The sequence below is a fragment of the Nitratireductor sp. OM-1 genome (assembly GCF_003296175.1).
Lineage (GTDB): Bacteria > Pseudomonadota > Alphaproteobacteria > Rhizobiales > Rhizobiaceae > Nitratireductor > Nitratireductor aquimarinus.
The window spans coordinates 1392688-1415970 of sequence record NZ_CP029208.1; the positions used below are offsets into that span (position 1 = coordinate 1392688).

25 protein-coding genes and 1 tRNA gene are annotated in these 23283 nt (G+C 63.0%); 4 read left to right on the forward strand and 22 right to left on the reverse strand.

Annotated features, from left to right (window positions below):
- Window positions 1–229: 229 nt before the first annotated feature.
- The 6 genes from rpsU to cysG all read right to left on the reverse strand — a co-directional run bounded on the left by rpsU (window position 230) and on the right by cysG (window position 5449).
- Entirely contained in the window at window positions 230–457 is a 228-nt protein-coding gene (gene rpsU, locus DEJ54_RS06625; protein ID WP_113153869.1) for a 30S ribosomal protein S21, read from the reverse strand.
- Window positions 458–753: 296 nt separating this feature from the next.
- On the reverse strand, window positions 754–1275 hold the full coding sequence (locus DEJ54_RS06630; protein WP_113153870.1) for a DUF934 domain-containing protein: 522 nt from the start codon (window positions 1273–1275) through the stop codon (window positions 754–756).
- A gap of 9 nt (window positions 1276–1284) precedes the next feature.
- The gene (locus DEJ54_RS06635; protein WP_113153871.1) at window positions 1285–2052 is read right to left on the reverse strand and encodes a phosphoadenylyl-sulfate reductase; all 768 of its coding nucleotides are present in this window, start codon (window positions 2050–2052) and stop codon (window positions 1285–1287) included.
- Window positions 2027–3697 (reverse strand): nitrite/sulfite reductase, encoded by a 1671-nt coding sequence (locus tag DEJ54_RS06640; protein WP_113153872.1) that lies wholly within the window; start codon window positions 3695–3697, stop codon window positions 2027–2029. The genes DEJ54_RS06635 and DEJ54_RS06640 overlap by 26 nt, the downstream gene beginning before the upstream one ends.
- Window positions 3698–3713: 16 nt before the next feature.
- A complete protein-coding gene (locus DEJ54_RS06645; RefSeq protein WP_113153873.1) occupies window positions 3714–4022 on the reverse strand; it encodes a DUF2849 domain-containing protein in 309 nt (102 codons plus the stop codon).
- Window positions 4022–5449 carry a siroheme synthase CysG gene (gene cysG, locus DEJ54_RS06650; protein WP_113156131.1) on the reverse strand — a complete coding sequence of 476 codons (1428 nt, stop codon included), beginning with the start codon at window positions 5447–5449 and terminating at the stop codon, window positions 4022–4024. Before cysG ends, DEJ54_RS06645 begins: the two co-directional genes overlap by 1 nt.
- A gap of 229 nt (window positions 5450–5678) precedes the next feature.
- Here cysG and DEJ54_RS06655 point away from each other — a divergent pair, with 229 nt between their 5' ends.
- Window positions 5679–6125 carry a host attachment protein gene (locus tag DEJ54_RS06655; protein WP_113156132.1) on the forward strand — a complete coding sequence of 149 codons (447 nt, stop codon included), beginning with the start codon at window positions 5679–5681 and terminating at the stop codon, window positions 6123–6125.
- A gap of 87 nt (window positions 6126–6212) precedes the next feature.
- Here the strand turns inward: DEJ54_RS06655 and DEJ54_RS06660 are convergent, their stop codons facing one another.
- The 6 genes from DEJ54_RS06660 to DEJ54_RS06685 all read right to left on the reverse strand — a co-directional run bounded on the left by DEJ54_RS06660 (window position 6213) and on the right by DEJ54_RS06685 (window position 13253).
- Window positions 6213–6956: an SDR family NAD(P)-dependent oxidoreductase gene (locus DEJ54_RS06660; RefSeq protein ID WP_113153874.1), complete on the reverse strand. Its 744-nt coding sequence runs from the start codon at window positions 6954–6956 to the stop codon at window positions 6213–6215.
- A 74-nt stretch (window positions 6957–7030) separates the two neighbouring features.
- Window positions 7031–9319, reverse strand: a complete 2289-nt coding sequence (locus DEJ54_RS06665; RefSeq protein ID WP_113153875.1) for a transglycosylase domain-containing protein — start codon at window positions 9317–9319, stop codon at window positions 7031–7033.
- A 111-nt stretch (window positions 9320–9430) separates the two neighbouring features.
- Entirely contained in the window at window positions 9431–10048 is a 618-nt protein-coding gene (locus DEJ54_RS06670) for a ribonuclease D (RefSeq protein ID WP_113153876.1), read from the reverse strand.
- Window positions 10049–10065: 17 nt separating this feature from the next.
- Window positions 10066–11448 (reverse strand): dipeptidase, encoded by a 1383-nt coding sequence (locus DEJ54_RS06675; RefSeq protein WP_113153877.1) that lies wholly within the window; start codon window positions 11446–11448, stop codon window positions 10066–10068.
- Between the two features lie 128 nt (window positions 11449–11576).
- The gene (locus tag DEJ54_RS06680; RefSeq protein WP_113153878.1) at window positions 11577–12569 is read right to left on the reverse strand and encodes a BMP family protein; all 993 of its coding nucleotides are present in this window, start codon (window positions 12567–12569) and stop codon (window positions 11577–11579) included.
- A gap of 372 nt (window positions 12570–12941) precedes the next feature.
- Window positions 12942–13253 (reverse strand): hypothetical protein, encoded by a 312-nt coding sequence (locus tag DEJ54_RS06685; RefSeq protein WP_113153879.1) that lies wholly within the window; start codon window positions 13251–13253, stop codon window positions 12942–12944.
- 218 nt (window positions 13254–13471) lie between these two features.
- On the opposite strand from DEJ54_RS06685, the gene DEJ54_RS06690 reads away from it, so the two are divergent.
- A tRNA-Ser gene (locus tag DEJ54_RS06690) sits at window positions 13472–13561 on the forward strand.
- A 95-nt stretch (window positions 13562–13656) separates the two neighbouring features.
- Here DEJ54_RS06690 and DEJ54_RS06695 read toward each other — a convergent pair.
- From DEJ54_RS06695 to DEJ54_RS06710, 4 genes are all read right to left on the reverse strand, one after another.
- The gene (locus DEJ54_RS06695) at window positions 13657–14139 is read right to left on the reverse strand and encodes a hypothetical protein (protein ID WP_113153880.1); all 483 of its coding nucleotides are present in this window, start codon (window positions 14137–14139) and stop codon (window positions 13657–13659) included.
- Between the two features lie 96 nt (window positions 14140–14235).
- A complete protein-coding gene (locus DEJ54_RS06700) occupies window positions 14236–14583 on the reverse strand; it encodes a DUF6616 family protein (protein WP_113153881.1) in 348 nt (115 codons plus the stop codon).
- Window positions 14584–14597: 14 nt separating this feature from the next.
- A complete protein-coding gene (locus tag DEJ54_RS06705; RefSeq protein ID WP_113153882.1) occupies window positions 14598–15380 on the reverse strand; it encodes a DNA alkylation repair protein in 783 nt (260 codons plus the stop codon).
- Complete coding sequence (locus tag DEJ54_RS06710; protein ID WP_113153883.1) at window positions 15377–15907, reverse strand: MarR family winged helix-turn-helix transcriptional regulator; 531 nt, start codon at window positions 15905–15907, stop codon at window positions 15377–15379. Before DEJ54_RS06710 ends, DEJ54_RS06705 begins: the two co-directional genes overlap by 4 nt.
- 201 nt (window positions 15908–16108) lie before the next feature.
- On the opposite strand from DEJ54_RS06710, the gene DEJ54_RS06715 reads away from it, so the two are divergent.
- Both DEJ54_RS06715 and DEJ54_RS06720 read left to right on the forward strand, forming a co-directional pair.
- On the forward strand, window positions 16109–16927 hold the full coding sequence (locus tag DEJ54_RS06715) for an FkbM family methyltransferase (protein WP_162742225.1): 819 nt from the start codon (window positions 16109–16111) through the stop codon (window positions 16925–16927).
- A gap of 34 nt (window positions 16928–16961) precedes the next feature.
- A complete protein-coding gene (locus DEJ54_RS06720) occupies window positions 16962–18062 on the forward strand; it encodes a glycosyltransferase (protein ID WP_162742226.1) in 1101 nt (366 codons plus the stop codon).
- Between the two features lie 15 nt (window positions 18063–18077).
- On the opposite strand, the gene queF is transcribed toward DEJ54_RS06720, so the two are convergent.
- The 6 genes from queF to DEJ54_RS06750 all read right to left on the reverse strand — a co-directional run bounded on the left by queF (window position 18078) and on the right by DEJ54_RS06750 (window position 23269).
- Window positions 18078–18545 carry a preQ(1) synthase gene (gene queF, locus DEJ54_RS06725; RefSeq protein WP_113153886.1) on the reverse strand — a complete coding sequence of 156 codons (468 nt, stop codon included), beginning with the start codon at window positions 18543–18545 and terminating at the stop codon, window positions 18078–18080.
- 15 nt (window positions 18546–18560) lie between these two features.
- Entirely contained in the window at window positions 18561–19256 is a 696-nt protein-coding gene (gene queE, locus DEJ54_RS06730; protein WP_204360861.1) for a 7-carboxy-7-deazaguanine synthase QueE, read from the reverse strand.
- The gene (gene queD / locus DEJ54_RS06735) at window positions 19253–19609 is read right to left on the reverse strand and encodes a 6-carboxytetrahydropterin synthase QueD (RefSeq protein ID WP_113153887.1); all 357 of its coding nucleotides are present in this window, start codon (window positions 19607–19609) and stop codon (window positions 19253–19255) included. Before queD ends, queE begins: the two co-directional genes overlap by 4 nt.
- Window positions 19602–20363, reverse strand: coding sequence for a 7-cyano-7-deazaguanine synthase QueC (gene queC / locus DEJ54_RS06740; protein WP_245447721.1), 762 nt, complete (start codon window positions 20361–20363; stop codon window positions 19602–19604). The genes queD and queC overlap by 8 nt, the downstream gene beginning before the upstream one ends.
- 137 nt (window positions 20364–20500) lie before the next feature.
- Complete coding sequence (locus DEJ54_RS06745; protein ID WP_113153888.1) at window positions 20501–21598, reverse strand: Xaa-Pro peptidase family protein; 1098 nt, start codon at window positions 21596–21598, stop codon at window positions 20501–20503.
- 84 nt (window positions 21599–21682) lie between these two features.
- The gene (locus DEJ54_RS06750) at window positions 21683–23269 is read right to left on the reverse strand and encodes an ABC transporter substrate-binding protein (protein WP_113153889.1); all 1587 of its coding nucleotides are present in this window, start codon (window positions 23267–23269) and stop codon (window positions 21683–21685) included.
- Window positions 23270–23283: the final 14 nt, after the last annotated feature.

Below are 23283 nucleotides of genomic sequence, written 5' to 3' on the forward strand. Positions count from 1 at the left end.
AGCTGGACGAAGCCGAAAGCCGCGCAGGCTGAACTGCCGACCCGGGCATCGGGACGAAACGTGTAATCCGATTATTCCGATGCGCCATCAATGGCTTGGACCGATTGCAATGCATCCGGGTGGGCGCAGGGCAATCCCATAATCCAAAAAACAAAACAGGGACGGGGCCAAAGCCGCACCGTCCCTGTCTCGTAAATTCACAAAAACCAGGCTTGCCTGGCATCAGCCCTTAGGCTGCGCGGCGCTTCTTCGGCAGAAGGCCTTCGCGCTGAGCCTGCTTGCGGGCCAGCTTGCGAGCGCGGCGGACAGCTTCGGCACGCTGGCGTGCGCGCTTCTCCGACGGCTTTTCATAAGAACGACGGGCTTTCATTTCCCGGAAAACACCCTCGCGCTGGAGCTTTTTCTTGAGCACTTTGAGGGCCTGATCGACATTGTTGTCGCGAACGATAACCTGCAATGGACTTCCTTCTTCAGTTGGCGTTTCAGTGATTGAGCCTGGCCAGGGCGCTCGAAAGCGCGAAGGGCAACTCACGTTCAATCTTATTCCACATCGGTGCGGGAGCCTGGCATCAGCCGGCGCAGAGATGCAAAAGCGCCCGTCAAAGGGGCGACTCAAGATGTGGCGCACCATAACAGAAGTTCTGCCGAATGCACCCCTGAGGTCTTAATATAGGGATAATCCCCTGAAAAGCGAGCCAAAATCCCGCAAAACAGCGCGATAACCGTGATTTGCAGTCCTGATTCCGGGGGGGGTCAGACCGAAACCCGCCGCCATGCATAGGAGCCGGGTGCCGCGGCCGCTTTCGCCGCCGGCTGGTAGTAAAGCGGAATGCCCGCTTCCCGGCCGGACTGGAGCTGCTCCAGCGTGCGCGGATTGGCGATTTCCAGGCTGGAGAAGCCGACCCGAAGCATATGCGCGACCTGATCGATCAACACATCGCCCGTGGCGCGGATCTCACCGCGATAGCCATGGCGTGTGCGCAGGAGTTCGGCCTTGGAATAGCTGCGTCCGTCATTGAAGGCGGGAAAGGCGAGCGCCACCAGCGGCAGACGCGCAAGATGCGGCAGGAGCGCGTCCAGCGCATCGCCTGGCTGAAGCTCCACGCCAATGCGGTCGGCCGCCTTTGTGCGTGTTTCGTCGTCAAGATCGAGAAAGGCTGCAAGTGACAGGATCACATGCGCGCTGTCATCAAGAGCCGAACCGTCTTCGGCCTTCTGCCAGCGGTCGTCCTGAAAGCCGTCTGCGGTCCAGAGGCGAATATCGGTCGTGTTCATGAAAAACTCCTATCCCGATGCCGTCGAAAGCGTGTCTTCGAGGCCGGGCAGATGGATGCCGCATTCGGTCTTGGCCTGAGCGGCCCAGCGGCCCGAACGCGGGTCTTCGCCAGGCTTCACGGGGCTCGTGCAGGGAAAACAGCCGATCGACAGATAGCCGAATGCCACCAGCGGGTTCTGGCGCAGTCCGTGCCGGCGCATGTAGGCGGCCTGGTCTTCGGTCGACCAGCGCGCCAGCGGGTTGACGCGGATGCGCGGACCAACGGCCTCGAACACCGGCATCTCGGCGCGGGTAGAAGCCTGACCGCGCTTGCGGCCGGTGAACCAGGCGCGATAGGGCGCGATGGCGCGGGCCATGGGCTCCACCTTGCGGATCGCGCAGCAGCGGTCGGTGTCACTCTGGTGCAGGATGCCATCGGGGTCGCCAGCGGCAAGAGCATCCTCAAGCGGCCTGATGATCTCGATATTGGTCAGGCCCAGATCGTCCGCGAGCTGATCGCGGTATTCAAGCGTTTCGCCAAAATGCTGGCCGGTGTCGAGGAAGGTGATCGGCAGGCCGGGAGCAGCTTCTGCGATCAGGTGAAGCAGCGCTGCGGAATCGGCACCGAAGGAAGATGTGGCGGCAATGCCGCCCGCATCCGCAAAGAGATCGATTGCCACGGCAATGATCTCCTCGGCGGGCAGGTGTCCGTAACGCAGGTTCAGCGCAGCCGCGAGGTCGCCCGTGTCGCCACTGGCGGCAAAGTCGCGGTCAAGCTGCCTTGGCTTCGTGGCCATAAAGCGCCTCCTTGAACGGCGCCGGTCCGAGCCGGCGATAGGCTTCGAGGAAGGTTTCATCGCGGTTTTCGCGTTTTGCGAGATAGGTGTCGACAATGGTTTCCACCGCGTCGGTGATTTCCTCCGGCGCAAAGCCGCGCCCGATGATCTCGCCGATGGTCGAGCCCTCACGCGCCGAACCGCCAAGCGTCACCTGATAGAGCTCCGTGCCCTTCTTCTCGACGCCCAGAATGCCGATATGGCCGACATGGTGATGGCCGCAGGCATTGATGCAGCCTGAAATCTTGATTTGCAGATCGCCGATCTCGTCCTGCCGGGCCTGCGTGGCGAAACGCTGCGAAATCTCCTGCGCCACCGGAATGGAGCGGGCATTGGCGAGCGCGCAGTAATCGAGGCCGGGGCAGGCGATGATGTCGGTGATGAGACCGGCATTGGAGGTCGCAAGACCGATCTCGACAAGTTTCGCATGAACCGCAGGAAGATCGGCGCGCGCCACATGGGGCAGGATCAGGTTCTGCTCATGGCTCACGCGGATTTCGTCATTGCCGTACCGCTCCGCCAGATCCGCAATGGCGTCCATCTGTGCATCGGTGGCGTCGCCCGGCACCTCGCCAATGCCCTTGAGCGACACGGTCACGGAGGCATAGTCGGGGTTACGGTGTGTGTGCGCATTGCGGCGCAGCCAGTCGGCAAAGCCGGGATCGGTCTTGACTGCACTGCTCACCGCTGCGTCGCCTTCCGGGCGGGGTTTGAGCTTCGGGGGCGCGAAATAGGTCTCGATGGCGCGAATGTCGGCATCGGGGAGCTTCAGCTCGCTTTCCTTCAGCGCGGCGAATTCCTTTTCCACCTGCGCTGTCAGTTCGCCGGTCCCGGTCTCGTGCACCAGAATCTTGATGCGCGCCTTGTACTTGTTGTCGCGGCGTCCGTTCAGATTGTAAACGCGCAGGATCGCCGTCACATAGGAGAGCAGGTCCTGCTCTGGCAGGAAGTCGCGGATCTTCTTGGCGACCATGGGTGTGCGGCCAAGGCCACCGCCGACGAACACGGCAAAGCCCAGCGCGCCTTCCTCATTCTTTTTCAGGTGCAGGCCGATGTCGTGCACCTCGATGGCGGCGCGGTCGCGCTCTGCGCCCGTCACGGCAATCTTGAACTTGCGCGGCAGATAGGAGAACTCCGGATGGAGCGACGACCATTGCCGCAGGATCTCCGCATAGGGGCGCGGGTCCGCCACCTCGTCTGCGGCGGCGCCTGCAAAATGGTCTGCCGTCACATTGCGAATGCAGTTGCCGGAGGTCTGGATGGCGTGCATTTCCACCTCCGCCAGCTCTTCGAGCACACGCGGAATGTCGGTCAGCTTCGGCCAGTGGAACTGCAGGTTCTGGCGCGTGGTGAAATGGCCATAGCCCTTGTCATAGGTGCGCGCGATATGGGCCAGCCTGCGCATCTGGCGCGCGGTCAGCGAGCCATAGGGAATGGCGATGCGCAGCATGTAGGCGTGAAGCTGAAGATAGACGCCGTTCATCAGCCTTAACGGCTTGAACTGGTCTTCCGTCAGCTCGCCGGAAAGGCGGCGCTCCACCTGGTCGCGAAACTCTGCAACGCGGGCCTGCACGAAGGCATGATCGAATTCGTCGTAACGGTACATGGGACGTGGCCTGACGTTAGGCGGCGTGCTGCGCGGCGTTGCGCGCCTGCTTGCCGATCTCGGGGTGAATGGAAGGCCCGCCGGCGCGGATGCGTTCGCGCAGGCGCTTGGGGAGGATGCGGCCTTCGGCGATGTCCACGTCGACCAGTGTGACGTCGATCACGATGTTGGCGGCGAGCGCGGCGCTGCCGGCAGCGGCGATGCGCGCTTCGTCTTCGGCGTCGCGCGCCACATGGGCGGCGTCGATCGTATCGACCCAGCGGTCGCCTGCGCCCAGCCATACGGTTTCGCCATCGGTCAGGCGATTGGCGGCTACTATCTTCATCACGCGCGCTCCAGCTGGTGCTTATAGGTTGCGAGCGCTTCGGAGCGCTCGAAATTTGCGCCGGCCACGGCATCGCCGATCAGCGTCATCACGGGGCCGGTCAGTTCGCTGCGGTCGGCAAGCGAAGGCAAGTCGCTCAGCGTTCCATGCAGCAGGCGTTTGTCGTCGCGGCTGGCGTTCTCGATCACGGCCACGGCGGTGTCCGGCGAGAGGCCGGCCTCGACGAGACGCCCAGCCACATCGGCAGCCACGGAGCGTCCCATATAGACGGCGATGGTCGCACCGGAGACGGCAAGGCTCGCCCAGTCCGGCAGGGTGCGGCCCTTCAGGTCGTGGCCGGTGGTGAACACGATGGAGGAGGCGATGCCGCGAAGCGTCAGCGGCAGCTCGAAATCGGCGGCGGCCGCAAAGGCGGCGGTGACGCCGGGCACGACCTCGTAGGACACGCCTGCTTCACGCAGTGCCGCCATTTCCTCGCCCGCACGACCGAAGATCAGCGGGTCGCCGGACTTCAACCGCACCACGCGCTTGCCCTCGCGGCCAAGCGTCACCAGAAGATCGTTGATCTGTTCCTGGCTCTTGGAGTGGCAGCCCTTGCGCTTGCCGACGGAAATGCGTTCCGCATCGCGGCGGCCCATGGCAACCACGGCCTCGGGCACGAGCGCGTCGTAGACGATGACATCGGCTTCCATGAGCAGGCGCTGGGCGCGCAGCGTCAGCAGATCTTCCGCGCCGGGGCCTGCGCCCACAAGTGCGATGTGGCCGGGTATGTCGCTGCCGGCGGCCAGCAGGCTGGAGGCGCTGCGGCGGGCTGCCGCCGCGTCGCCGCGGGCCATGGCATGCGCCGTGTCGCCGGTAAAGAAGGCTTTCCAGAAGCGGCGGCGGGCAAGCCCGCGCGGCACAAGCCGGTCGACGGCGTCGCGGTATTGCGTGGCGAGATGGGCGAGCGCGCCCAGCGACGGGGAGAGCATCTGATCCACGCGCGCCCGCACCATCTGCGCCAACACGGGGCCGGCTCCCTCTGTGCCGATGGCGACGGCGAGCGGCGCACGGTTCACCAGAGCCGGTGTGTAGAAATCGCAAAGCTCGGGCCGGTCCACCGCATTGGCGGGGATGGAGCGCGCCCGTGCGTCGGCAATGATGGCGCGGTCCTGCGCCTCATCATCGGTGGCGGCGAATACCAGTGCTGCATTGTCGAGATAAGGCGGCGCGTAGGGCGCGCGGATGAGATGCGCTTCGTTGGCCTTCGCCCAGGAAACGAGGGCGTCTTCGGGCGCATCGGCGACAAGCGTGAGTGCTGCGCGCGACTGGCCAAGAAGGCGGGCCTTGGCAAGCGCCTCTTCTCCATTGCCGACGATGACGACGGCGCGGTTCTCCACCCGCATGAACACGGGAAAAGCCGCAAGCTTTTGAGTGTCTGTCGCCATGATCGCGAGCCTTGTTGAAAGATGCCCGGAATAATGGCGGTTTGCATGGGTTCCTGAGAAGAAATACACTCACCGTGGCACAGGGGTGCGACAAGATTGCTTTTCCGCAGCGTCGCTTTTCCGCAGGAAATCCTTCCCCGGCTTCGCTGCGATACCCATATCAGTTTTGTGGGAACGGGAAGCGCCAGCCCGCGTTTCCCGGAGACCGACTTGAGCAATGGAGATCGAAATGGCTGAGTTCCGGCTTGTACACGATACATGGGTTGTGGTCGCTGATGGTGAGAAGGCGCTGTTCCTTCGCAATGAAGGCGACGCCACCTATCCCAACCTTCAGGTCGTGCGTTTGATGCAGGAAGAGAACCCGCCAAGCCGGGAGCAGGGCACCGACAGGCCGGGACGTCTCAATGACGGCAATGGCGGGCACCGCAGCGCCGTGGACGAGACAGACTGGCACCGCATCGAGAAAGAACGCTTTGCCGGCGATGTCGCCGAGCGACTCTACAAGCTTGCGCACAAGGGCAAGTACAGCAAGCTCGTGCTGGTCGCCCCGCCATTGGTGCTGGGCGAGCTGCGCAAGGAAATGCACAAGGAAGTGGAAGACAGGGTGATCGGCGAGATCGCCAAGACGCTGACCAATCACACGGTGAGCGACATCGAGAAAGTGCTGCTTCAATAGCAGCTTGTGCGCCGGACAGGTGTGCACCGTTGCAGCGTTTCGCGGAAACGCTGCAACGTTTGTTACGCTGCACCCTTGCGTGATGTCTTAGACGTGCTGGCCGCCATTGATGTGGATTTCCGAGCCGGACACGTAGGACGACTGATCCGAGCACAGGAAGAAGATCGTGTCGGCGACTTCCGAGGTCTGGCCAAGGCGGCGCAGCGGAATGCCTTCAACAATCTTGTCGGTGCCGGGAGAAAGGATCGAGGTTTCGATCTCGCCCGGCGCAATGGCGTTGACGCGGACGCCATGGGGGCCGAAATCGGCCGCCATTTCGCGGGTCAGCGCCACGAGAGCGGCCTTGGACGTGGCGTAGGCGGTTCCGGCAAAGGGGTGGACGCGGCTGCCGACGATGGACGTGACATTCACGATGGAGCCCTTCGCGTTGCCAAGCTCGCGAAAGAGGCCGCGCGCCAGCATGATTGGCGCGAAGAAATTCACCTGAAACACATCGCGCCACACATGCATGGGCGTGTCGATGGAGTTCATGCGCTTGCCGCCCTCAAGCTTGGGCGAGATGGCCGCATTGTTCACCAGCGCGTCGAGCCGGCCGCCATTGGCCTCCAGACGGTGCCGGATCTCGGCGATCGCGATGCCCACGTCTTCCTGGTCGGAAAGGTCTACCTTGATGTGGTCTTCCGGGCCGGCCGGCCACGGACAGTCATCGGCGAACGCCTGCCGCGAGCAGGTGATGACGCGCCAGCCCTCGCGGGAAAAACGCTTCACCGTCGCGTGGCCAATGCCCCGGCTTGCGCCGGTTAAAACCAGTGTCTTCCGCTCGTCCGCCATGCCCTTCTCCCTGTTCCGTTCCTATGTAGGCGACAGCGCAGGGGAAAGCGATAGGCAAAGCGGATGGCGGCACTCTAATTTCCCAGAATGATATCGAGGATGGAGGTCTGGCTGCGCTGTGGCGCACCGCCGACATCCGCCGGTGGCACGGGGCGGCGCACGGAAGCCGTGTGGTCGGGGTTTCCGCCGCCGGGTGCGGGCACTGGGGCGGGCACTGGGGCGGGCGGTGTAGGCCGGGCCTCAGAGGCCTGCGACGCTTGTGTGTTGGTGCCGCCATTACCGCCAGAGCCAACAGCGGCTTGCGGGACGGGGCGCTCCTGAGGCTGCGCGGCGACGCCGCCGCCGAAGGATGCGCCGGGCGACCAGGAGCCGGGCAGGCGCTTTACGGGGCGGCCCTTTTCGGCCTCTTCCATGAAAGCCTTCCATGCCGGCACTGGCAGGGAGCTGCCCGTCGCCCTGGTGGATTTGGACGTGTCGTTGCCGAACCACACGCCGGTCACCAGATCGGCGGTGTAGCCCACGAACCACGCATCGCGCGACTGCTGCGTGGTGCCGGTCTTGCCAGCGGCGGGGCGACCGATGGCGGCTGCGCGGGCGCTGCCGTTTTCCACCACGCCCTGCATCATCGAATTCATCATGCCGATCACTTCCGCGCTTGCCACGCGCGTCATGCGTGGCCGGTCATGCTGATAGAGCACCTTGCCGGAGGAGGTGGTCACGCGGGTGACGAAATGGACCTCCGGGCGCAGTCCGCCGGTGGCGAAGGGAAGGTAGGCCGCCGTCAATTCCAGCGGCGTGACCTCGGAGGTGCCGAGCGCGATGGAGGCGTTGGCCTTGAGGTCGGATTCGATGCCCATGCGTTGGGCCAGCTCCACCACGGATTTGGGACCGGCTTCCATGGCAAGCTGCGCTGCAACGGAGTTGAGCGAGCGGGCCAGCGCTTCCGACAGGGTGACGGGGCCGTAATACTTGCCCTTGTAGTTTTCCGGCTTCCATTTGCCGATCCTGATCGGCGCGTCATTGCGCACGCTGTCGGGGCGGCGACCCTGTTCCAGCGCGGCCATGTAGACGAAGGGCTTGAAGGCGGAGCCCGGCTGCCGGCGTGCCTCGGAGGCGCGGTCGAACTGGCTGTTGGCGTAGTCGTAGCCGCCCACCATGGCGCGCACTGCGCCCGTGGTGTCGATGGAGACGAGCGCGCCCTGGCTGACCGCCAGCTTGCCGCCCTTCTCGTCGATCAGGCTGCGGATGGTCTTTTCCGCCTGTTTCTGAAGCCGGAAGTCCACCGTCGCCTCGACGATGATGTCGTTTTTCACATCGCCGATGAGGCCGGGGAGTTCTTCCATCACACGGTCGGCGAAATAGTGTTCGGACCCGGTCCAGTAGGCGGCGGCGCGGGTGGCGGGCCGGCTCATGGCGGTGGTCATCTCGCTGTCGCCGATCATGCCCTGGTCGCGCATGGCGGTCAGCACCACCTGCGCGCGGGTTTCGGCGGCCTGCGGATCGCGCGCCGGCGAAAGGCGCGAGGGCGCTTTCAGAAGGCCCGCGAGGAGGGCGGCTTCCGACAGGGTGACGTCGCGCGCGGACTTGTTGAAATAGCGCCGCGAGGCTGCCTCGACGCCATAGGAGCCGGAGCCGAAATAGACCCGGTTCAAATACATTTCGAGGATCTGATCCTTGGAGTGCTTCTGCTCCAGCCATAAGGCGAGCAGCACTTCCTGCACCTTGCGCTCAATGGTGCGGTCGGGCTTCAGGAACAGGTTCTTGGCAAGCTGCTGGGTGAGCGTAGAGCCGCCCTGGGTCAGCCGCCCGGCCAGAAGGTTTTCCGACATGGCGCGCGCAAGGCCGATGGGGTCGACGCCGAAATGCGAATAGAAGCGGCGGTCCTCGATGGCGATCACGGCCTGCGGGATGAAGGGCGACATTTCGTGCAGGCCAACGGCCTCGCCGCCGGTCATGCCGCGATTGGCGATCAGCCCGCCATCGGCGGAGACGATCTTCACATTGGGTGGCCGGTCGGGGATTTCCCAGGTGGTGGCGGAGGGCATCTTCGCGCCGTAATAGGCGGTGATGCCCACGGCGGCGATGCCGCCCCACAGCGCCAGCACGAATGACCAGTAGACGGCGGTGCGCAGGAAGCCGAAGAAACCGCTGCCACCGCTACCACCGGCACCGCTCTTGCGGCGCGGGCCTGCGCGGCGGGCGCTTTTTCCGCCTTTGGTGCTCTTGCCCTTTGCGGGCTTGCGCCGCTGGCGCGAGGGCACGACGCGATCGGCGTCACCGAGCTTGAGATCATCGCCGCCACGGCGCGCGGCGGGCGCGTCGAATGTCGGTTCGATCCTTCGGTTTTTCGTCTTACGCGCCATACAGCCTGTTGCCCCGTGATCCTGTGCCCGCATTGCCAAGTGCGGGCACAGTAAAGGGCAGCGGTTTAAGGCGCAGTTAAGTCAAATTAAACGAAATCGACCGGGTTGCGCTCAGCTGTGGGCAAAAATGTCGGCTTCTTCCCAGCCCATCAGGTCCAGCTTGGCGCGGGTGGGCAGGAAGCGGAAGCAGGCATCGGCCTCGCGTGTGCGCTTCTCGCGCTCCAGACGAACGATCAGTTTTTCGCGCAGCTGGTGCAGGTAGAGCACGTCGGATGCCGCATATTCGAGCTGTTCGGGCGAAAGCGTCTCGGCGGCCCAGTCGGACGATTGCTGCGCCTTGGACAGGCTGACGCCGAGCAGCTCGTTGCACAGATCCTTCAGGCCGTGACGGTCGGTATAGGTGCGGGTGAGGCGCGAGGCGATCTTGGAGCAGAACACCGGCTCCGGCATGACGCCGAAGCTGTGATAGAGCACGGCCAGATCGAAGCGCGCATAGTGGAACAGCTTGGTGATCTTGCGGTTCTTCAGAAGGGCGACGAGGTTCGGCGCTTTTTTCTGCCCGGCATCGATCTGCACCACATCGGCGGTGCCGTCGCCCGGCGAAAGCTGGACGACGCAAAGCCGGTCGCGATGCGGTTTCAGGCCCAGCGTCTCGGTGTCGATGGCCACGGCGTCGACATCGTAATTGCTGAGATCCGGCAGATCGTTCTTGTGAAAGCGGATGGTCATGTCTTCTTCTTCCCGGCTTACTGCTTGCTCAGGGCATCAAGAATGCGGGCCCAGGAGCGCTGGCCGCGGTGGAACGAGTTGAGGTCGTATTTCTCGTTGGGTGAGTGGATGCGGTCATCCTGCAGGCCAAAGCCCACAAGCAGCGTCTCCATGTCGAGCATGCGGCGGAATTCGCCGGCAATCGGAATGGAGCCGCCCATGGCGATGGCCACCGCCGGCTTGGACCACTCGTCGGTCAGCGCGGCCTGCGCCCTGGTGACAAGCGGCATGTCATAGTCGAGCTGGAAGGCCGGCGAGCCGCCATGCGGATGGAACTCCACCCGGCAGTCGTCGGGCAGCCGCTCTTCGACAAAGGCGCGGAAGGCGGCGCGGATCTTTTCAGGATCCTGCTTGTGTACGAGACGGAAGGAAACCTTCGTCGAGGCTTCGGCCGGGATGACCGTCTTGAAGCCTTCGCCGGTGTAGCCGCCGGTGATGCCGTTCACCTCTGCCGTCGGGCGCGCCCAGACCAGCTCCAGCGCGGAACGGTCCTTCTCGCCGAACAGTTTGGAAAGGCCGATGGGGCCGAGGAAATCCTCGGTGGTCTCGCCGAGACCTTCCCAGGTTTTCAGGATCTCTGCCGGCGTTTCTTCCACGCCTTCATAGAAGCCGGGCACGGTGACGCGGCCATTCTCGTCGTGCAGGTCGCCGAGGATGCGCGCCAGAACCGTGATCGGGTTGGCAGCGGCGCCGCCGAAGAAGCCCGAATGCAGATCGCGGTCGGCGGCCTTGATGGTGATCTCCTCACCGACCAGGCCACGCAGGCCAACGCAGACCGCCGGCGTATCGCGGTCCCACATGGCGGTGTCGCAGACCAGCGCAAACTCTGCGGAAAGCTCTTCGCGGTTTGCTTCCAGGAATGGGCGCAGCGACGGGGAACCGGATTCCTCCTCACCCTCGAACAGGATGGTGATTTTGCAGGGCAGCTTGCCGTGAACCGCCTTATAGGCGCGGCAGGCTTCCACGAAGGTCATGAGCTGGCCCTTGTCGTCGGAAGAACCGCGACCGAGGATCGCCTTGCGGCCCGGCTCGATCTCCTTGATCGACGGGGAGAACGGGTCTTCGTCCCACAGCTCCAGCGGATCGACCGGCTGCACATCGTAATGGCCGTAGAACAGCACGTGCGGGCCTTCGCCATCATGATGCGCCACCACCATGGGGTGACCTTCAGTGTCGCGCACGCTGGCGTCGAAACCGATGGAGTTCAGATCGTCCACCAGCCATTCGGCAGCCTTGCGGCAGTCGGCGGTGAAGGCCGGATCGGTCGAGATCGACTTGATCTTCAGAAGGTGGAAAAGCCGCTCCAGACTCTGATCGATGGAACGATCGAGCTGATCGAGAACCGGGGCGAGATCGGACATGGAAAGCTCCTGAAGACTGTACGGAGAAAATATGGAAGCGGCCTAACACATTCCGGCCGCGGAGAGGAAAGGAAAAAGGGCCGCACGGGCGGCCCTTTGGAATGTGTCGCCGGAGCGAAAGCGCTGCCTCAATAGGGGCAGGCGTTGTCGCTCAGGAAGTTGTGCACCACGATCTCGCCGTCGATGATCTTCTGCTTGGCTGCCTCGACGGTGGCCTTCATCTCGTCGGTCACGAGGTCCTTGTTGTTGTCGTCCATGGCGTAGCCGACACCGTCTTCGGCAAGGCCGAGATCCTGAAGGCCGTAGCTGAACTCACCGTTCTTGGCGTCCATGAAGGCATTGTAGACGGCGACGTCCACCTGCTTGACCATGGAGGTGAGAACCTTGCCCGGATGCAGGCCGTTCTGGTTGGAATCGACGCCGATGCCGAGCTTGCCGGCATCCGCCGCAGCCTGGAGAACGCCAACGCCCGTGCCGCCAGCGGCGTGATAGACCACGTCTGCGCCCTGGTCGATCTGCGTGCGGGTGATCTCGCCGCCCTTTGTCGGGTCGTTCCACGCCGACGGCGTGTCGCCGGTGTAATTGCGAATGACCTTGGCGTCTGCGTTGGCTGCCTTGGCGCCGCCCACATAGCCGCACTCGAACTTGCCGATCAGCGGAACCTGCATGCCGCCGACGAAGCCGACCGTGCCGGTTTCGGAAGCGAGTGCTGCCAGCATGCCGACCAGATAGGAGCCTTCCTGCTCCTTGAAGGTCACCGAGCGCACATTGGGCGCGTCCACCGCATCATCGATGATGGTGAAGTCGGTGTCGGGATATTCTGCGGCGACCTTCTTCAGGTAGTCCACCCAGGTGAAGCCGGCCATGACGATCGGGTTGCGGCCGTTCTCGGCGAAGCGGCGCAGGGCCTGCTCGCGCTGGGCGTCGTTGGAGATTTCAAACTCCACATATTCGATGCCGGTTTCTTCCTTGAACCGCTCGGCGCCATTATAGGCTGCCTCGTTGAAGGATTTGTCGAACTTGCCTCCCAGATCGTAGATGAGAGCCGGAGCGATCTCATCCGCAAATGCGCTTGCGGACATCGCGGTTGCGGCCAGAAGGCCGAGGACAATACGCTTCATGTGATCCACACCCTGTCGGTTATCCTGTCTCTTTTGCCTGTGCCGCAGAAGCGGATACCGGAACCAAGGCCCGTTCGCTCCCGCGCCCTTGCGAGCATCCCGTAACCGGCCGTGGACCAGCGGGGACGGCATGAGGAAAGCAAATTACTCTCCTCTTGCCAGCACTCTAGCATGGCTGAATTCAAATTTCACGTGGAATTTTGACCGTTCGGAAAAACGACTTTGGATAGTCTTGCCGGGGTTCAGTGGAGAGCATCGGGCCGAAAAGTGGAATCCGGTTTTCGGACATATCAATAGTTCGGAGCGCGCGTTTTGTGGCCGTACGAAAGCGGGCGATCTGCTGCCTGGCTGTGCGGTCTCTTTCCGCGCGCCTTATGAGAAGGCGTGGCGTTTGCGCCGGTATCCGATGGCGTGAAAGAGAAGCGCGAGCACGGCGAAGACCAGCCAGCCCGGCAGGGTGAGAATGTAGATGATGGCCGGATCCCAGATGACGGGGAAGGTGTAGCGCTGGATCAGCGCCTGGCTGAGATTGAGCGTATCGGGCGAGACCGAATACCAGCTTTCACCCAGCGGGGTGATGATGAGCGCGGAAGCGGCGATGGAGCGTGTGGCGTCGATCACCGCCATCACGACGGCGACGGCCAGGGCAAACAGGGCCAGGATTCGAAAGATCAAGCGAAACATTGCTTCCCCTTGGGTGTGTTCGCGCAGTGCATTTGAAACTACCTGTCGAGACATAGGCTGCGGTGCGCGGGATGGCAATTGCGCTACGGAAAGTTGAGCGTTTGTGAACTCCGGACACAGGAAAATGCGTCAAATTGCAAATCTGTCACAGACTGGTCTTGGCATTCGCGATCAGATCGACTAGATGAGCGTCGCGCAGCTGAAAAATGCAGCGCCGTGGAGAGGTGGCCGAGTGGTTGAAGGCGCACGCCTGGAACGCGTGTATACGGGAAACCGTATCGAGGGTTCGAATCCCTCTCTCTCCGCCATAATCAGCTGATAACTCTTGAATGTCGGTAATGGCTTCCGCCGACCTTGTTGTCGCCCGAAGCTGCCATTCGCTACAGATCCAAGTAGATCTCCCTCAGTCGCAGGTTGCCGCACTGTTCTTTACATACATGTCAATCACCTCCCAGAAGTGGCCGCGAATATGGCCTCTTACAACGTCGAGATGCTGCGCGCGGCTATAGCTTGAGCCCGGTTTGCGATACGGAATGAGCGTTATGTCTTCGTTGTAGATGTTGTTTTCGATCAACCTCTGGGCCTTGCGGAACCGACTGATCAGTTGTTTTGAACTTTGACCTTTGCGGTCCAGAACGCCCTGACGGTTGACCTCACGCAGTGTTCCGCGAGGCGGTTGCGGGGGCTCGCCCTGTGCAAGGAGGCTCAGATTGAGCGCAAAACTCTCATGCCAGGCCACCATATGGGCCAGCATGTCGAGAGCGTTCCAGCGGTGATTGATCATAATGTCGGTGTCGAATTCGGGCACCTGATAGAGCCGGATGAAATTTTCAACCTCCCACCGCTCGGCAGCCAGAAGCTTGTCGATGACTTCCTTGTCGCTCATGGATAGTCTCCAGCTGAAATTTCCCGACTGTCGCATTCGCGGGCAAGACGGGAAAGTCCGCCTTGCTAGACCGGGAAATTCAAGCAGCATTCCCGGCTATCGTTGCGCGGCTTCACTCAACTGCGTGAGGTGTCCGGCGAGATCGGTTGCTTCGCCGCCGGCGTTGATGGTGTCGAAATAGTCGTGCCAGCCCGATTGCGCGATGCCGGATACGAGCGCATCGAGCGCTGCGTCGTCGGGGCAGCGCCAGATCGCAAAGAATGTCTGTGGCGCGGCGTGCAGTTTGGTCTGATCGACCTTGCCGAGCGCAAGAGCCTCCACGCCTAGGGCGGACAGGGCCGGAACGGCCGAGCCGATGCCGGCGAAGAATTCCTGGCGTTCGCTCTCGGAAAGGTCGAGCCAGGCGGGTTTCGGGGTGTAGAGTTCGGCGAGATAGTGCGCCATGGTTCACTTCCGGTTCAACGTTGGAGATCGGGTTTGATAGAGCGAAGGGCGCGCTTGCAGATGCGGGCTGTCGCAGGTGTCGGGCTTTCGGCGGACCACCGGGCGCACAGGGCCTGAACCCAGTCCGGCCGGTCTTTTCCGGCGTCGTTCAGCCAGTTGCCAACCGAGTCCTGCACATAGCCGGAAGGGTCCGCTCGAAGCGGTTCGAGGACCGGAAGCCCAAGCTGTGGCTGTGTCTTCAGCGCGCCGATATGCGTGCACCACACGCCGCGCGGGCGGATAGCCTCCGAGGCAAAGCGCCGGACGCGCTCCGACGGATCTGCGCTCCACGCGGCCAGCATCGCGATGGCGCTTTCGAGTTCGGCGACGAGATGCCGGCGGACGGCCATCCACGACCATTCCCGCACGCCGAAATGCCGGTCGTCGGCATAGGGCCGTATCGCCGCAAGCCTGTCGTGAAGGGGCATTTGGGCCGCGCCGACCATGAAGCAGGCCCAGCCGCGCGCGGTGTCGGAAGGGTGCTGCCCAAGCCGGTCCAATGCGGTGTCGCCAAGGTTCTGCCGGATCAATTGCGCGGCAAGCGCCATGCGTCTTGATATGCCTTGCGCTGCGCTCTGTTTCATTTCGGCCAGCGTGTCTGTGCCGATTTCCGGCAGGACATTGCCCATGAGCACGGCAAAATCGACGGCGAGACACTCGGTGAGCGTCGCGGCTTCAATCTCTCCGGCATTGAGGCGGGCGAGGCGATCCGGGCTTATATCCCTGACGCTGCGCCCTGCGGGCTTTGCTGCGCTCATGCGCGCGCATCCTTTGGCTGGCCCGCCTGTGGTCTGCCGGTTTCCAGATTTTGCCAGATGCGTTGCAGGAGCGTGTTCAGCGTTTTGCGCTCGTCGTCGGCGAAGCCTTCAAACAGCGAAGCGACCCATTCGGTGTGTTCGTTGAACAGGTCACGCGCCGTCTTTTGTCCTGCTTCGGTCAGGCTGACGGCGACCTTCCGCCGGTCATCAAGGCCGCCGCGGCGGGCGATGAAGCCGTCGCGTTCGAGGCCATCGAGAAGTCCGGTGATCGTTGCGCGGGTCACGCCCGCACGTTCCGCCAGCTCATGCGGCGAAAGCCCCTCGGGCTTGTCGTGCAGGAGAAAAAGCAGGACGAACTTGCTTTCGGAAAGCCGGTGCGGCACGAGCCGGGCGGCGCAGTCGCGATCAATCGCGCCAGCCAGTGTCAGCAGCTCGAAACATGCGCGGATGTTGTGCGTGGGGGCGGTGGCGCGGCGCTCGGCTTCGTTCAGCAGCGCCAGGTGTTTCTGTTCAAGCATCTCATTCATATGGTGGCATATAATATGGTGCCTAATTGTAGTCAATAATCTTTGGGCGGTGGCGTTTGCGTGGATTTCGGTTTCATGGTCTTCGGCGGGGCATCCACCAATTCCTGCTCTCTCCATCCGGCCCGCAACCACAGGCTTGTCGTGATCGCCGGGCTCTGTCATTAAGGTTGTGTTTCCGCGCGGTTATCCGGGATGCAGGCCATGGGTTTTCTCAAGACGCTTGAAAAGAGCGCCCGGAATTTTCGGGACGAACGCATCATCAAGCCGCTCATTCGTTCGCGGTATTTTCAGCGGCATCTTTATGAAGAAGCGGGCGCGCTGATCGTCGAGCTCGATGATCACCGATGTGCGGTCAGCATTCAGGACCAGTGTATCGGAAAAGCCATTCGGCAGGAGAAGGGCTGGTTTCGGGAAGAAACCATGGCGGTGTTCGAGGCGGCGGCGCGGCGCGGGATCTTTGTCGATGTCGGTGCGAATATCGGAACCCAGACGATCTATGCGCTCAAGTTCGGCGGCTTCGAACGGGCGATCTGCTTTGAGCCGCACCCGGAACATCTGTGGATCCTCAAGGCCAACATGGCCATCAACGATCTGACCGACCGGGTGACGATCATGGAAGCGGCGGCCGGCAGGGAGCCCGGTGAGGCCCGGCTTTTTCTCAACACGCTCAACACCGGTGCGAGCAGCCTTCTGCACGATGGCGGCAGCGGCGTTGCCGTGGATGTACCTGTCGTGCGCATCGAGGACGTGATGGCCGATCTGGGCGTGTCACCGGATGAGATCGGACTGGTCTGGATGGATGTGGAAGGCTTCGAGGGGGACGCCATCGCCGGCTGGCCCTCCATGGCGGGGCTGCCGTTCTGCGTAGAATATTCGCCGGCTATCCGTCGCCTTTCAAATGACGTTTTTGCGTGCTGGAAGGAGTGGGCCGTCGTTCATAAGGACGGCGTTATTTGGAACTCAATGCCCGAGTTCGATATTTCGAAATTTGATCGGCAAGTGGACTTTCTTTTCAGATAGGAAACGGAAGCCTTGCCTGTTCCGAGGCAAGGTTTTGAACGCTTTCTATTTTGTCGTCGATGAGGGGATGTGCTGCATTGCCAGCGCGCAGGCCCTGCATATTGCGCGCAGCTGGGGCTGCGATGTTCACATCTTTGTCGAAAGGCGTGATCCCGCAGCCGCCGTACGGCAGGTCGAGCATGAAGGGCGCATTCACTATCATTTCGACGCGTTGATGCCCTGTCTTCCGGAAGGGCTGCCGAGCAGCCGCAGCTGGCCGCATATCGTTTATCTCCGGCTGTTTGCTCCGGCGCGCCTGCAGCAATATAGCCGGCTGATCTATCTCGATGCCGATGTCCTGAGCATGAAGCCCGATCACGCGATCTGGGACGTGGCTTTGCCGTCCGGTCTTGCCGCCGTGGAAGATTACGGAACGCTTTTCGAGCTGCCGCCAACGGCCAAAAATCTGTGCCGGGAGGACTGGCTGGAGACACTGGGCATTTCATCCGGTCGTGGCTTCAACTCGGGCGTTCTGGTTATCGACCCGCAGCGCTGGCGGGAGCATGACTTTGCCGGCAGGCTTGTCGAATATTTTGAAAAATACCCGCAGGCCGAGCGTTTCGATCAGGATTTTCTTGCCTGGCTCTTCGATGGCGCATGGACGGAGCTGAGCCCGCGTTTCAATTTTCAGGCGTCGGTGCTCGGTTTCGGCATGTTTGCGGCAATTGATCCGGTGTTCGTGCATTTCTGTCAGTATGAAAAGCCCTGGTTCGACCGCCGGGGCGACGCCGCGACCAATATCGATGAAGCCATCATCGATGTGTACGATGCGCTTCTGGAAGATGCCGGCTGCGACGCCGCAGCGCTGGCGCGCCCGCTCACACTGACGGGGCCGCAGCGCTTCAAATTCTGGTTGCGCAGAAAGATGGCGGCGCACGGTTTTCCCTCACGCAAGGAGCGGCGCGTGGGGCGGGAACGGCAGCGCCGCATCGGTGTGTTCGCCGACTATGTTTCCGCGCGCCTTTCCGAAGGGCGCTTCGCCGACATGACGGCCGAGGCGCTGCCCGATATCCGCGACGAGACCTATTTCGACGGCCGCTTCTTCAGGACGCGCCTCGACAGGGATGCGCTGCTTGCGAAGCAGAGTGCGTCCTGAACGCTCCCTCTCTCCCTAGCCACGCCCCCTGTAGGGCGGGACGCCCTGATCGGGGATCCACACGCCCTTTGGAGGTTCTCCGGTCTGGTAGAACACGTCGATGGGCATGCCGCCGCGCGGATACCAGTAGCCGCCGATGCGCAGCCAGTGGGGTTCCAGAAGGTCGCAGAGGCGGCGGCCGATGGAGACGGTGCAGTCTTCGTGAAACGCGCCGTGATTGCGAAACGCGCCGAGATAAAGCTTTAGCGATTTGCTCTCCACCAGCCAGCCGGCCGGCACATAATCGATCACCAGATGGGCGAAGTCGGGCTGGCCCGTGAGCGGGCAGAGCGAGGTGAATTCCGGCGCGGTGAAGCGCACGGCGTAGCGCACATCCTCCTGCGGGTTGGGCACACGTTCGAGCACGGCTTCTTCGGGGGATGCGGGCAGTTCGGTCTTGTCGCCGAGAAGGGTCAGATTGTCGTAGATGGTCTTGTCGGTCATTGCGGTCGCTTCCTTTCAGACGCCGCGCCGGTTGCCCCAAAGGAGCACGTGAAGCTGCGGCAGGATGTGGGGGGAGAACCAGCGGTCGGCAACGGTGCGGTCCACCAGCCAGCGCATGCGCTCCAGAATGCCGTCCATGTCGATGGCAGCATCCTCGGCCTCGGTCTCTGGCGGCGGCGGGGTGTGGTTGCAGGGCTGGAGGTAGAGGGGCAGGGCGGGGTAGCGGTCCGCCACATGCCGCGCCCAGCGATAATCGGCCTCGTCGAAGATGACGATCTTCATCGCCATGGGCGCATTGCCGGCGGCGGCGATGCAGGCGTCGAAACGCTCCCAGTTCACCGTCTCGCCGGAGGAGGGCGGCTTGGGGCTCAGAACCAGCATGTCGAGCTTTGCGAACCAGTCACGGGCGACGGAGCCCTGCGTTTCGAGCGCGAAGCGATAGCCCTCGGCGCGGCCCGTATCGATCAGCCGTTCGAAGGGCTGGATGGCCGGGTTGCCGCCGGAGAGGTCCCTTATGCGGTCCATTACATCCTTGCTTTGCATCGGCAGCCAGTCATGACGATAGGCGTTGTCGACGGCGTGGAGGCTGTCGCACCAGCGGCAGCGATAGTCGCAGCCGCCAGCGCGCACGAACACGGTCGGCATGCCGATCAGTGCGCCTTCGCCCTGGATCGTGGGGCCGAAAATCTCGGCGATGCGCAGCGTGCTCATGGCCGGTATTCCGCCCAGGTCTTGGGCGTCTCGCTCACGCGCACCGCCGTCACCTCGCTCCAGCGCGTCCGGCACCAGTCGAAAAGCGCCTTGGCCAGAAACTCGGCGGTGACGCCGTCATGGCCGAACACCTCGTTCAGGTGCCGGTGGTCGAGCGTGTCGTCGATATGGTCTTTCAGGGGCTTGAGCTCGCGGTAGTCGCGGACGAAGCCGTGATTGTCGAGCCGCTCGCCGGCCAGTTCCACCACCACGATATAATTGTGCCCGTGCAGCCGCGCGCAAGGGTGGTCGTCGGGCAGGTTCGTCAGGCGGTGCGACGCGGAGAAATGAAACTCCTTGCTGACCCTATACATGGTCTGCCCCCCCAGTGGGCTGTTGTGCGGTGGCCTGTCGTGCGGTGGGCTGTTGTGGGGTGGTCTGCCGGCCGGTGGCGGCAAGCCAGAAGTCCGGATCGTCATAGAGGGTGGGGTCTGGAACGCCGGCCTCGTGGAAGGCCTCGCGCCGCTCCACGCAGGTGCCGCAGCGCCCGCAATGGTTTTCGCCGCCCTTGTAGCAGGACCAGGTTTCGGCAAACGGCGTTTCGACGCGCGCGCCCTCGCGCACAATGTCGCCCTTGGTGCCGTTCACGAAGGGCGTGTAGAGGCTGACCGCGCCCATGCCTTCGAGCGCAGCGTCCTGCATGGCCTGAAACGCATCGATGAAGCCCGGCCGGCAATCGGGATAGATGAAGTGATCGCCGCCATGAACGGCTGCGGCCACGGCATCGGCCCCGCGCGCTGCGGCAATGCCGAAGGCGATGGTGAGCATGATGGCGTTTCGGTTGGGCACCACCGTCACGCGCATGGTCTCCTCGGCGTAGTGACCATCCGGCACGTCGATGGCGTCGGTGAGGGCGGAGCCCGCCAGATGCCGGCCGATGGCGGAGATGTCGAGAAGGTCGTGGGGGACGCCGAGCCGGGCGGCTGCCTTTGCCGCGAAATCCAGCTCCTTGCGATGTCTCTGGCCGTAATCGAAGGAGATCAGGCCAATAAGGTTTTGTTCCCGCGCCACCTTGTGGGCAAGGGAAACGGAATCGAGTCCGCCTGAGCAGACGACGAGCGTTTTCATGATCGGGTTCCTTGTTTTAATGACCGGGTAGGCTGCGACCGGTGCCGGAACTCTCCGGCGGCTGGAGGCGTATCAGACCTTCAGCCCAAAGAAAAGCGGCGATCGGTTTCCCGACCGCCGCCTGGTTTTGCGAGCCTCTATCCGCGCAGCTGCGCGGTGCGCGGCAGGTCGGAGAGGATCTCCGCACCGTCGGCGCGCATGATGACGATCTCTTCCAGTCGCAGGCCGAACTTGCCGGGCAGATAGATGCCGGGCTCGATGGAGAACACCATGCCTTCGTCCAGAATTGTCTCGGAGGTGGCGGTCATGTAGGGCGGCTCGTGAATGTCGATGCCGAGCCCGTGGCCGGTGCGGTGGGGGAAAAAGTCGCCATAACCGGCCTCGGTGATCACGTCGCGCGCGGCCTTGTCGATGGTCTTTGCGGTGACGCCGGGCTTTGCAGCCGCCAGAGCCGCGGCAACTGCCTGCTCGACGATGGCGTAGACCTTCTCAAACTCCGCATCGGGCTTTCCGTAATAGCCGACGCGCGTCATGTCGGAGGGGTAGCCGTCCAGCCGGCCGCCTGTGTCGATGAGAACCGCGTCGCCTTCCTTCAGCTTCGTGTCGCCGGTGTGGTGATGCGGGAATGCGCCATTGCCGGCAAAGCAGACGCTGGTGAACACCGGCACAGCGCCCGCGGCCTTGTAGACGTCGCGGATGGCTGCAGAAATTTCCAGCTCGGTTACGCCGGGTTTCAGCGCATCGAAACCGGCCATGGCCGCCTTGTCGTTGAGCACCGCGCTCGCCTTCAGGCGCTTGTACTCGTCTTCGTCCTTGCGGGCACGCAGATGGCCGACCGTGTCGTCGGTGAAGCGGCGCTTTGCGCCCGGCAGCGCGTCGAGCAGGAGCAGCGCGAAATCGGCGCGCATCGTCTCGTCGATCACCACGCTCGGGGTCTCCGGCAGGTTCGATGCCTTGAGAAGCCCGGCGAGGGCTGCGTCCGGGCCGTCATCGTCGCGCCAGGGGAAGAAGGGCAGGTCGGTCTTCTGGCGCGAGCTGTCGACATTGAGCGCGGGCATCAGGAAGCCGGCATGATCCTTCGAGATCAGAAGCATGACGGGGCGTTCGTCGCCGTGCGGGTCGAGGCCGGCAAGGTAGACCATGTGGCTGGACGGGCCGATGGCCACCAGGTCGGTGCCGGTTTCGCTCATGCGCTGGCGCAGTGCCTCAAGCCGCCGGGCGGAGGTGTTGGACATCAGAAACTCCTGAAAAGAATGGCGCTATGCAAAGGAAAGAGGCCGCCCCGGCTGGCGGGGCGGCCTCGATTGGTGCGGCGTTCGTCAGTCTTTCGTGACGAGCCGGTAGTAGACGAAGTCGGAGGTGGCGCCGTTGACGTAGCCGTTCACCTTCTCGTCCATGGCGACCTGGTAGGCAGCCTGGAACATGATGACGATCGGCGACTTGGCCTGCACTTCCTTCTGCAGCTCGACATACATCTCGTTGCGCTTTTCAGCGTCGGATTCGGCCAGAGCGGCAGCGGTCTTGTCGTTCATCTCCGTCGGCACGGCCCAGGCGTTCCGCCATGTGGTGGTGGCCTGGTAGTTGTCGTCGGAATTGTCGCGGTTATAGGCGAAGGCCTTCGCGTTGGAGTGCGGATCCATGAAGTCCGGGCCCCAGTAGAGCAGCATCGCCTCGTGGCTGCGCTCACGGTATTTGGTGATGACCTGCGAGCCCGTGCCGGGGATGATGTCGAAGTTGATGCCGGCTTCCGCGAAGCTTGCCTGCAACGACTGCGCCATGTCGGTGAACGGCGTCGAGTTGATGACGTCGAGCGTGACCTTGATCGGCGTTTCAATGCCGGCGTCGGCGAGAATCTGCTTCGCCTTTTCCGGATCGTAGGTGTAGGGCGTCTCGTCATAGGAACCGGGGAAGCCCTTTGGCCAGAAGGCCTGGTGGATTTCCATCTGTCCCTTGAGGAAGCTGTCGGCCATGCCCTCATAGTTCACGAGGTAGCGCGCGGCCTCCCAGACGGCTTCCGGCTGCAGCGCTTCGGTCTTCTGGTTGAAGGACACGAAGTGCACGGCGGCCTGCGGGTAGGTCTCGACCTTGATGTTGTCGGCCTTGATGCCGTTGATCTGGTCCGGCGTCAGGTTGCGGGCCATGTCCACGTCGCCCGACTGCAGGAGAAGCTGCTGGGTCGCTGCTTCGGCCACGTGACGGATGATGACGTTCTCGACCTTCGGCGCACCCTTGAAGTAGTCGGCGTTGGCGCCCATGCGCACCAGCTCGCCCGGGCGGTAGGCGGTCAGCTTGAACGGGCCGGAACCGGCGGAGTTCGCGTTGAGCCACTTGTTGCCCATGTCGCCGTTTTCTTCATGCTCCATGACCGTCTTTTCATCGACGACGGAGGCAGGGCGGGCGGCCAGAACGTTGAGCACGAAGGCGGGGGAGAAGTCGCCCTCATATTTCACGACGACCTTGTCGCCATCGGCGGTGACCATCGCGTCGACATTCTCCGGCGTCCAGCCGAGCTGGGTGAGAATGAAGGCCGGGGTCAGGTTCAGCTTGATGACGCGGGCGAACGAGAACGCCACGTCTTCCGCGCGGACCGGATTGCCCGAATGGAAGGTCGCGCCGTCGCGCATGGTGAAGGTGATCGTCTTGGCTTCCGGATCGGCTTCCCACTCGGCTGCGAGGCCGGGAGCGAGCACCGTCGGGTCTTCGGCGTCGTACTGCACGAGACGGTCATAGATGTTGGTGACCAGCTCGCCCGACGAGAACTCGTAGGCCTGCGCCGGATCGATGGCGACGATGTCGTCGATGTTCTGCGCGACGACCAGAACGTTGTCCGGCGTGGCTGCGAGCACATGCTGCGACAGCGGCATGGTGAGAGCGGCGGCAAGGAGCGCCGTTTTGAAGAGCTTCATTGTTTTCTCCTCCT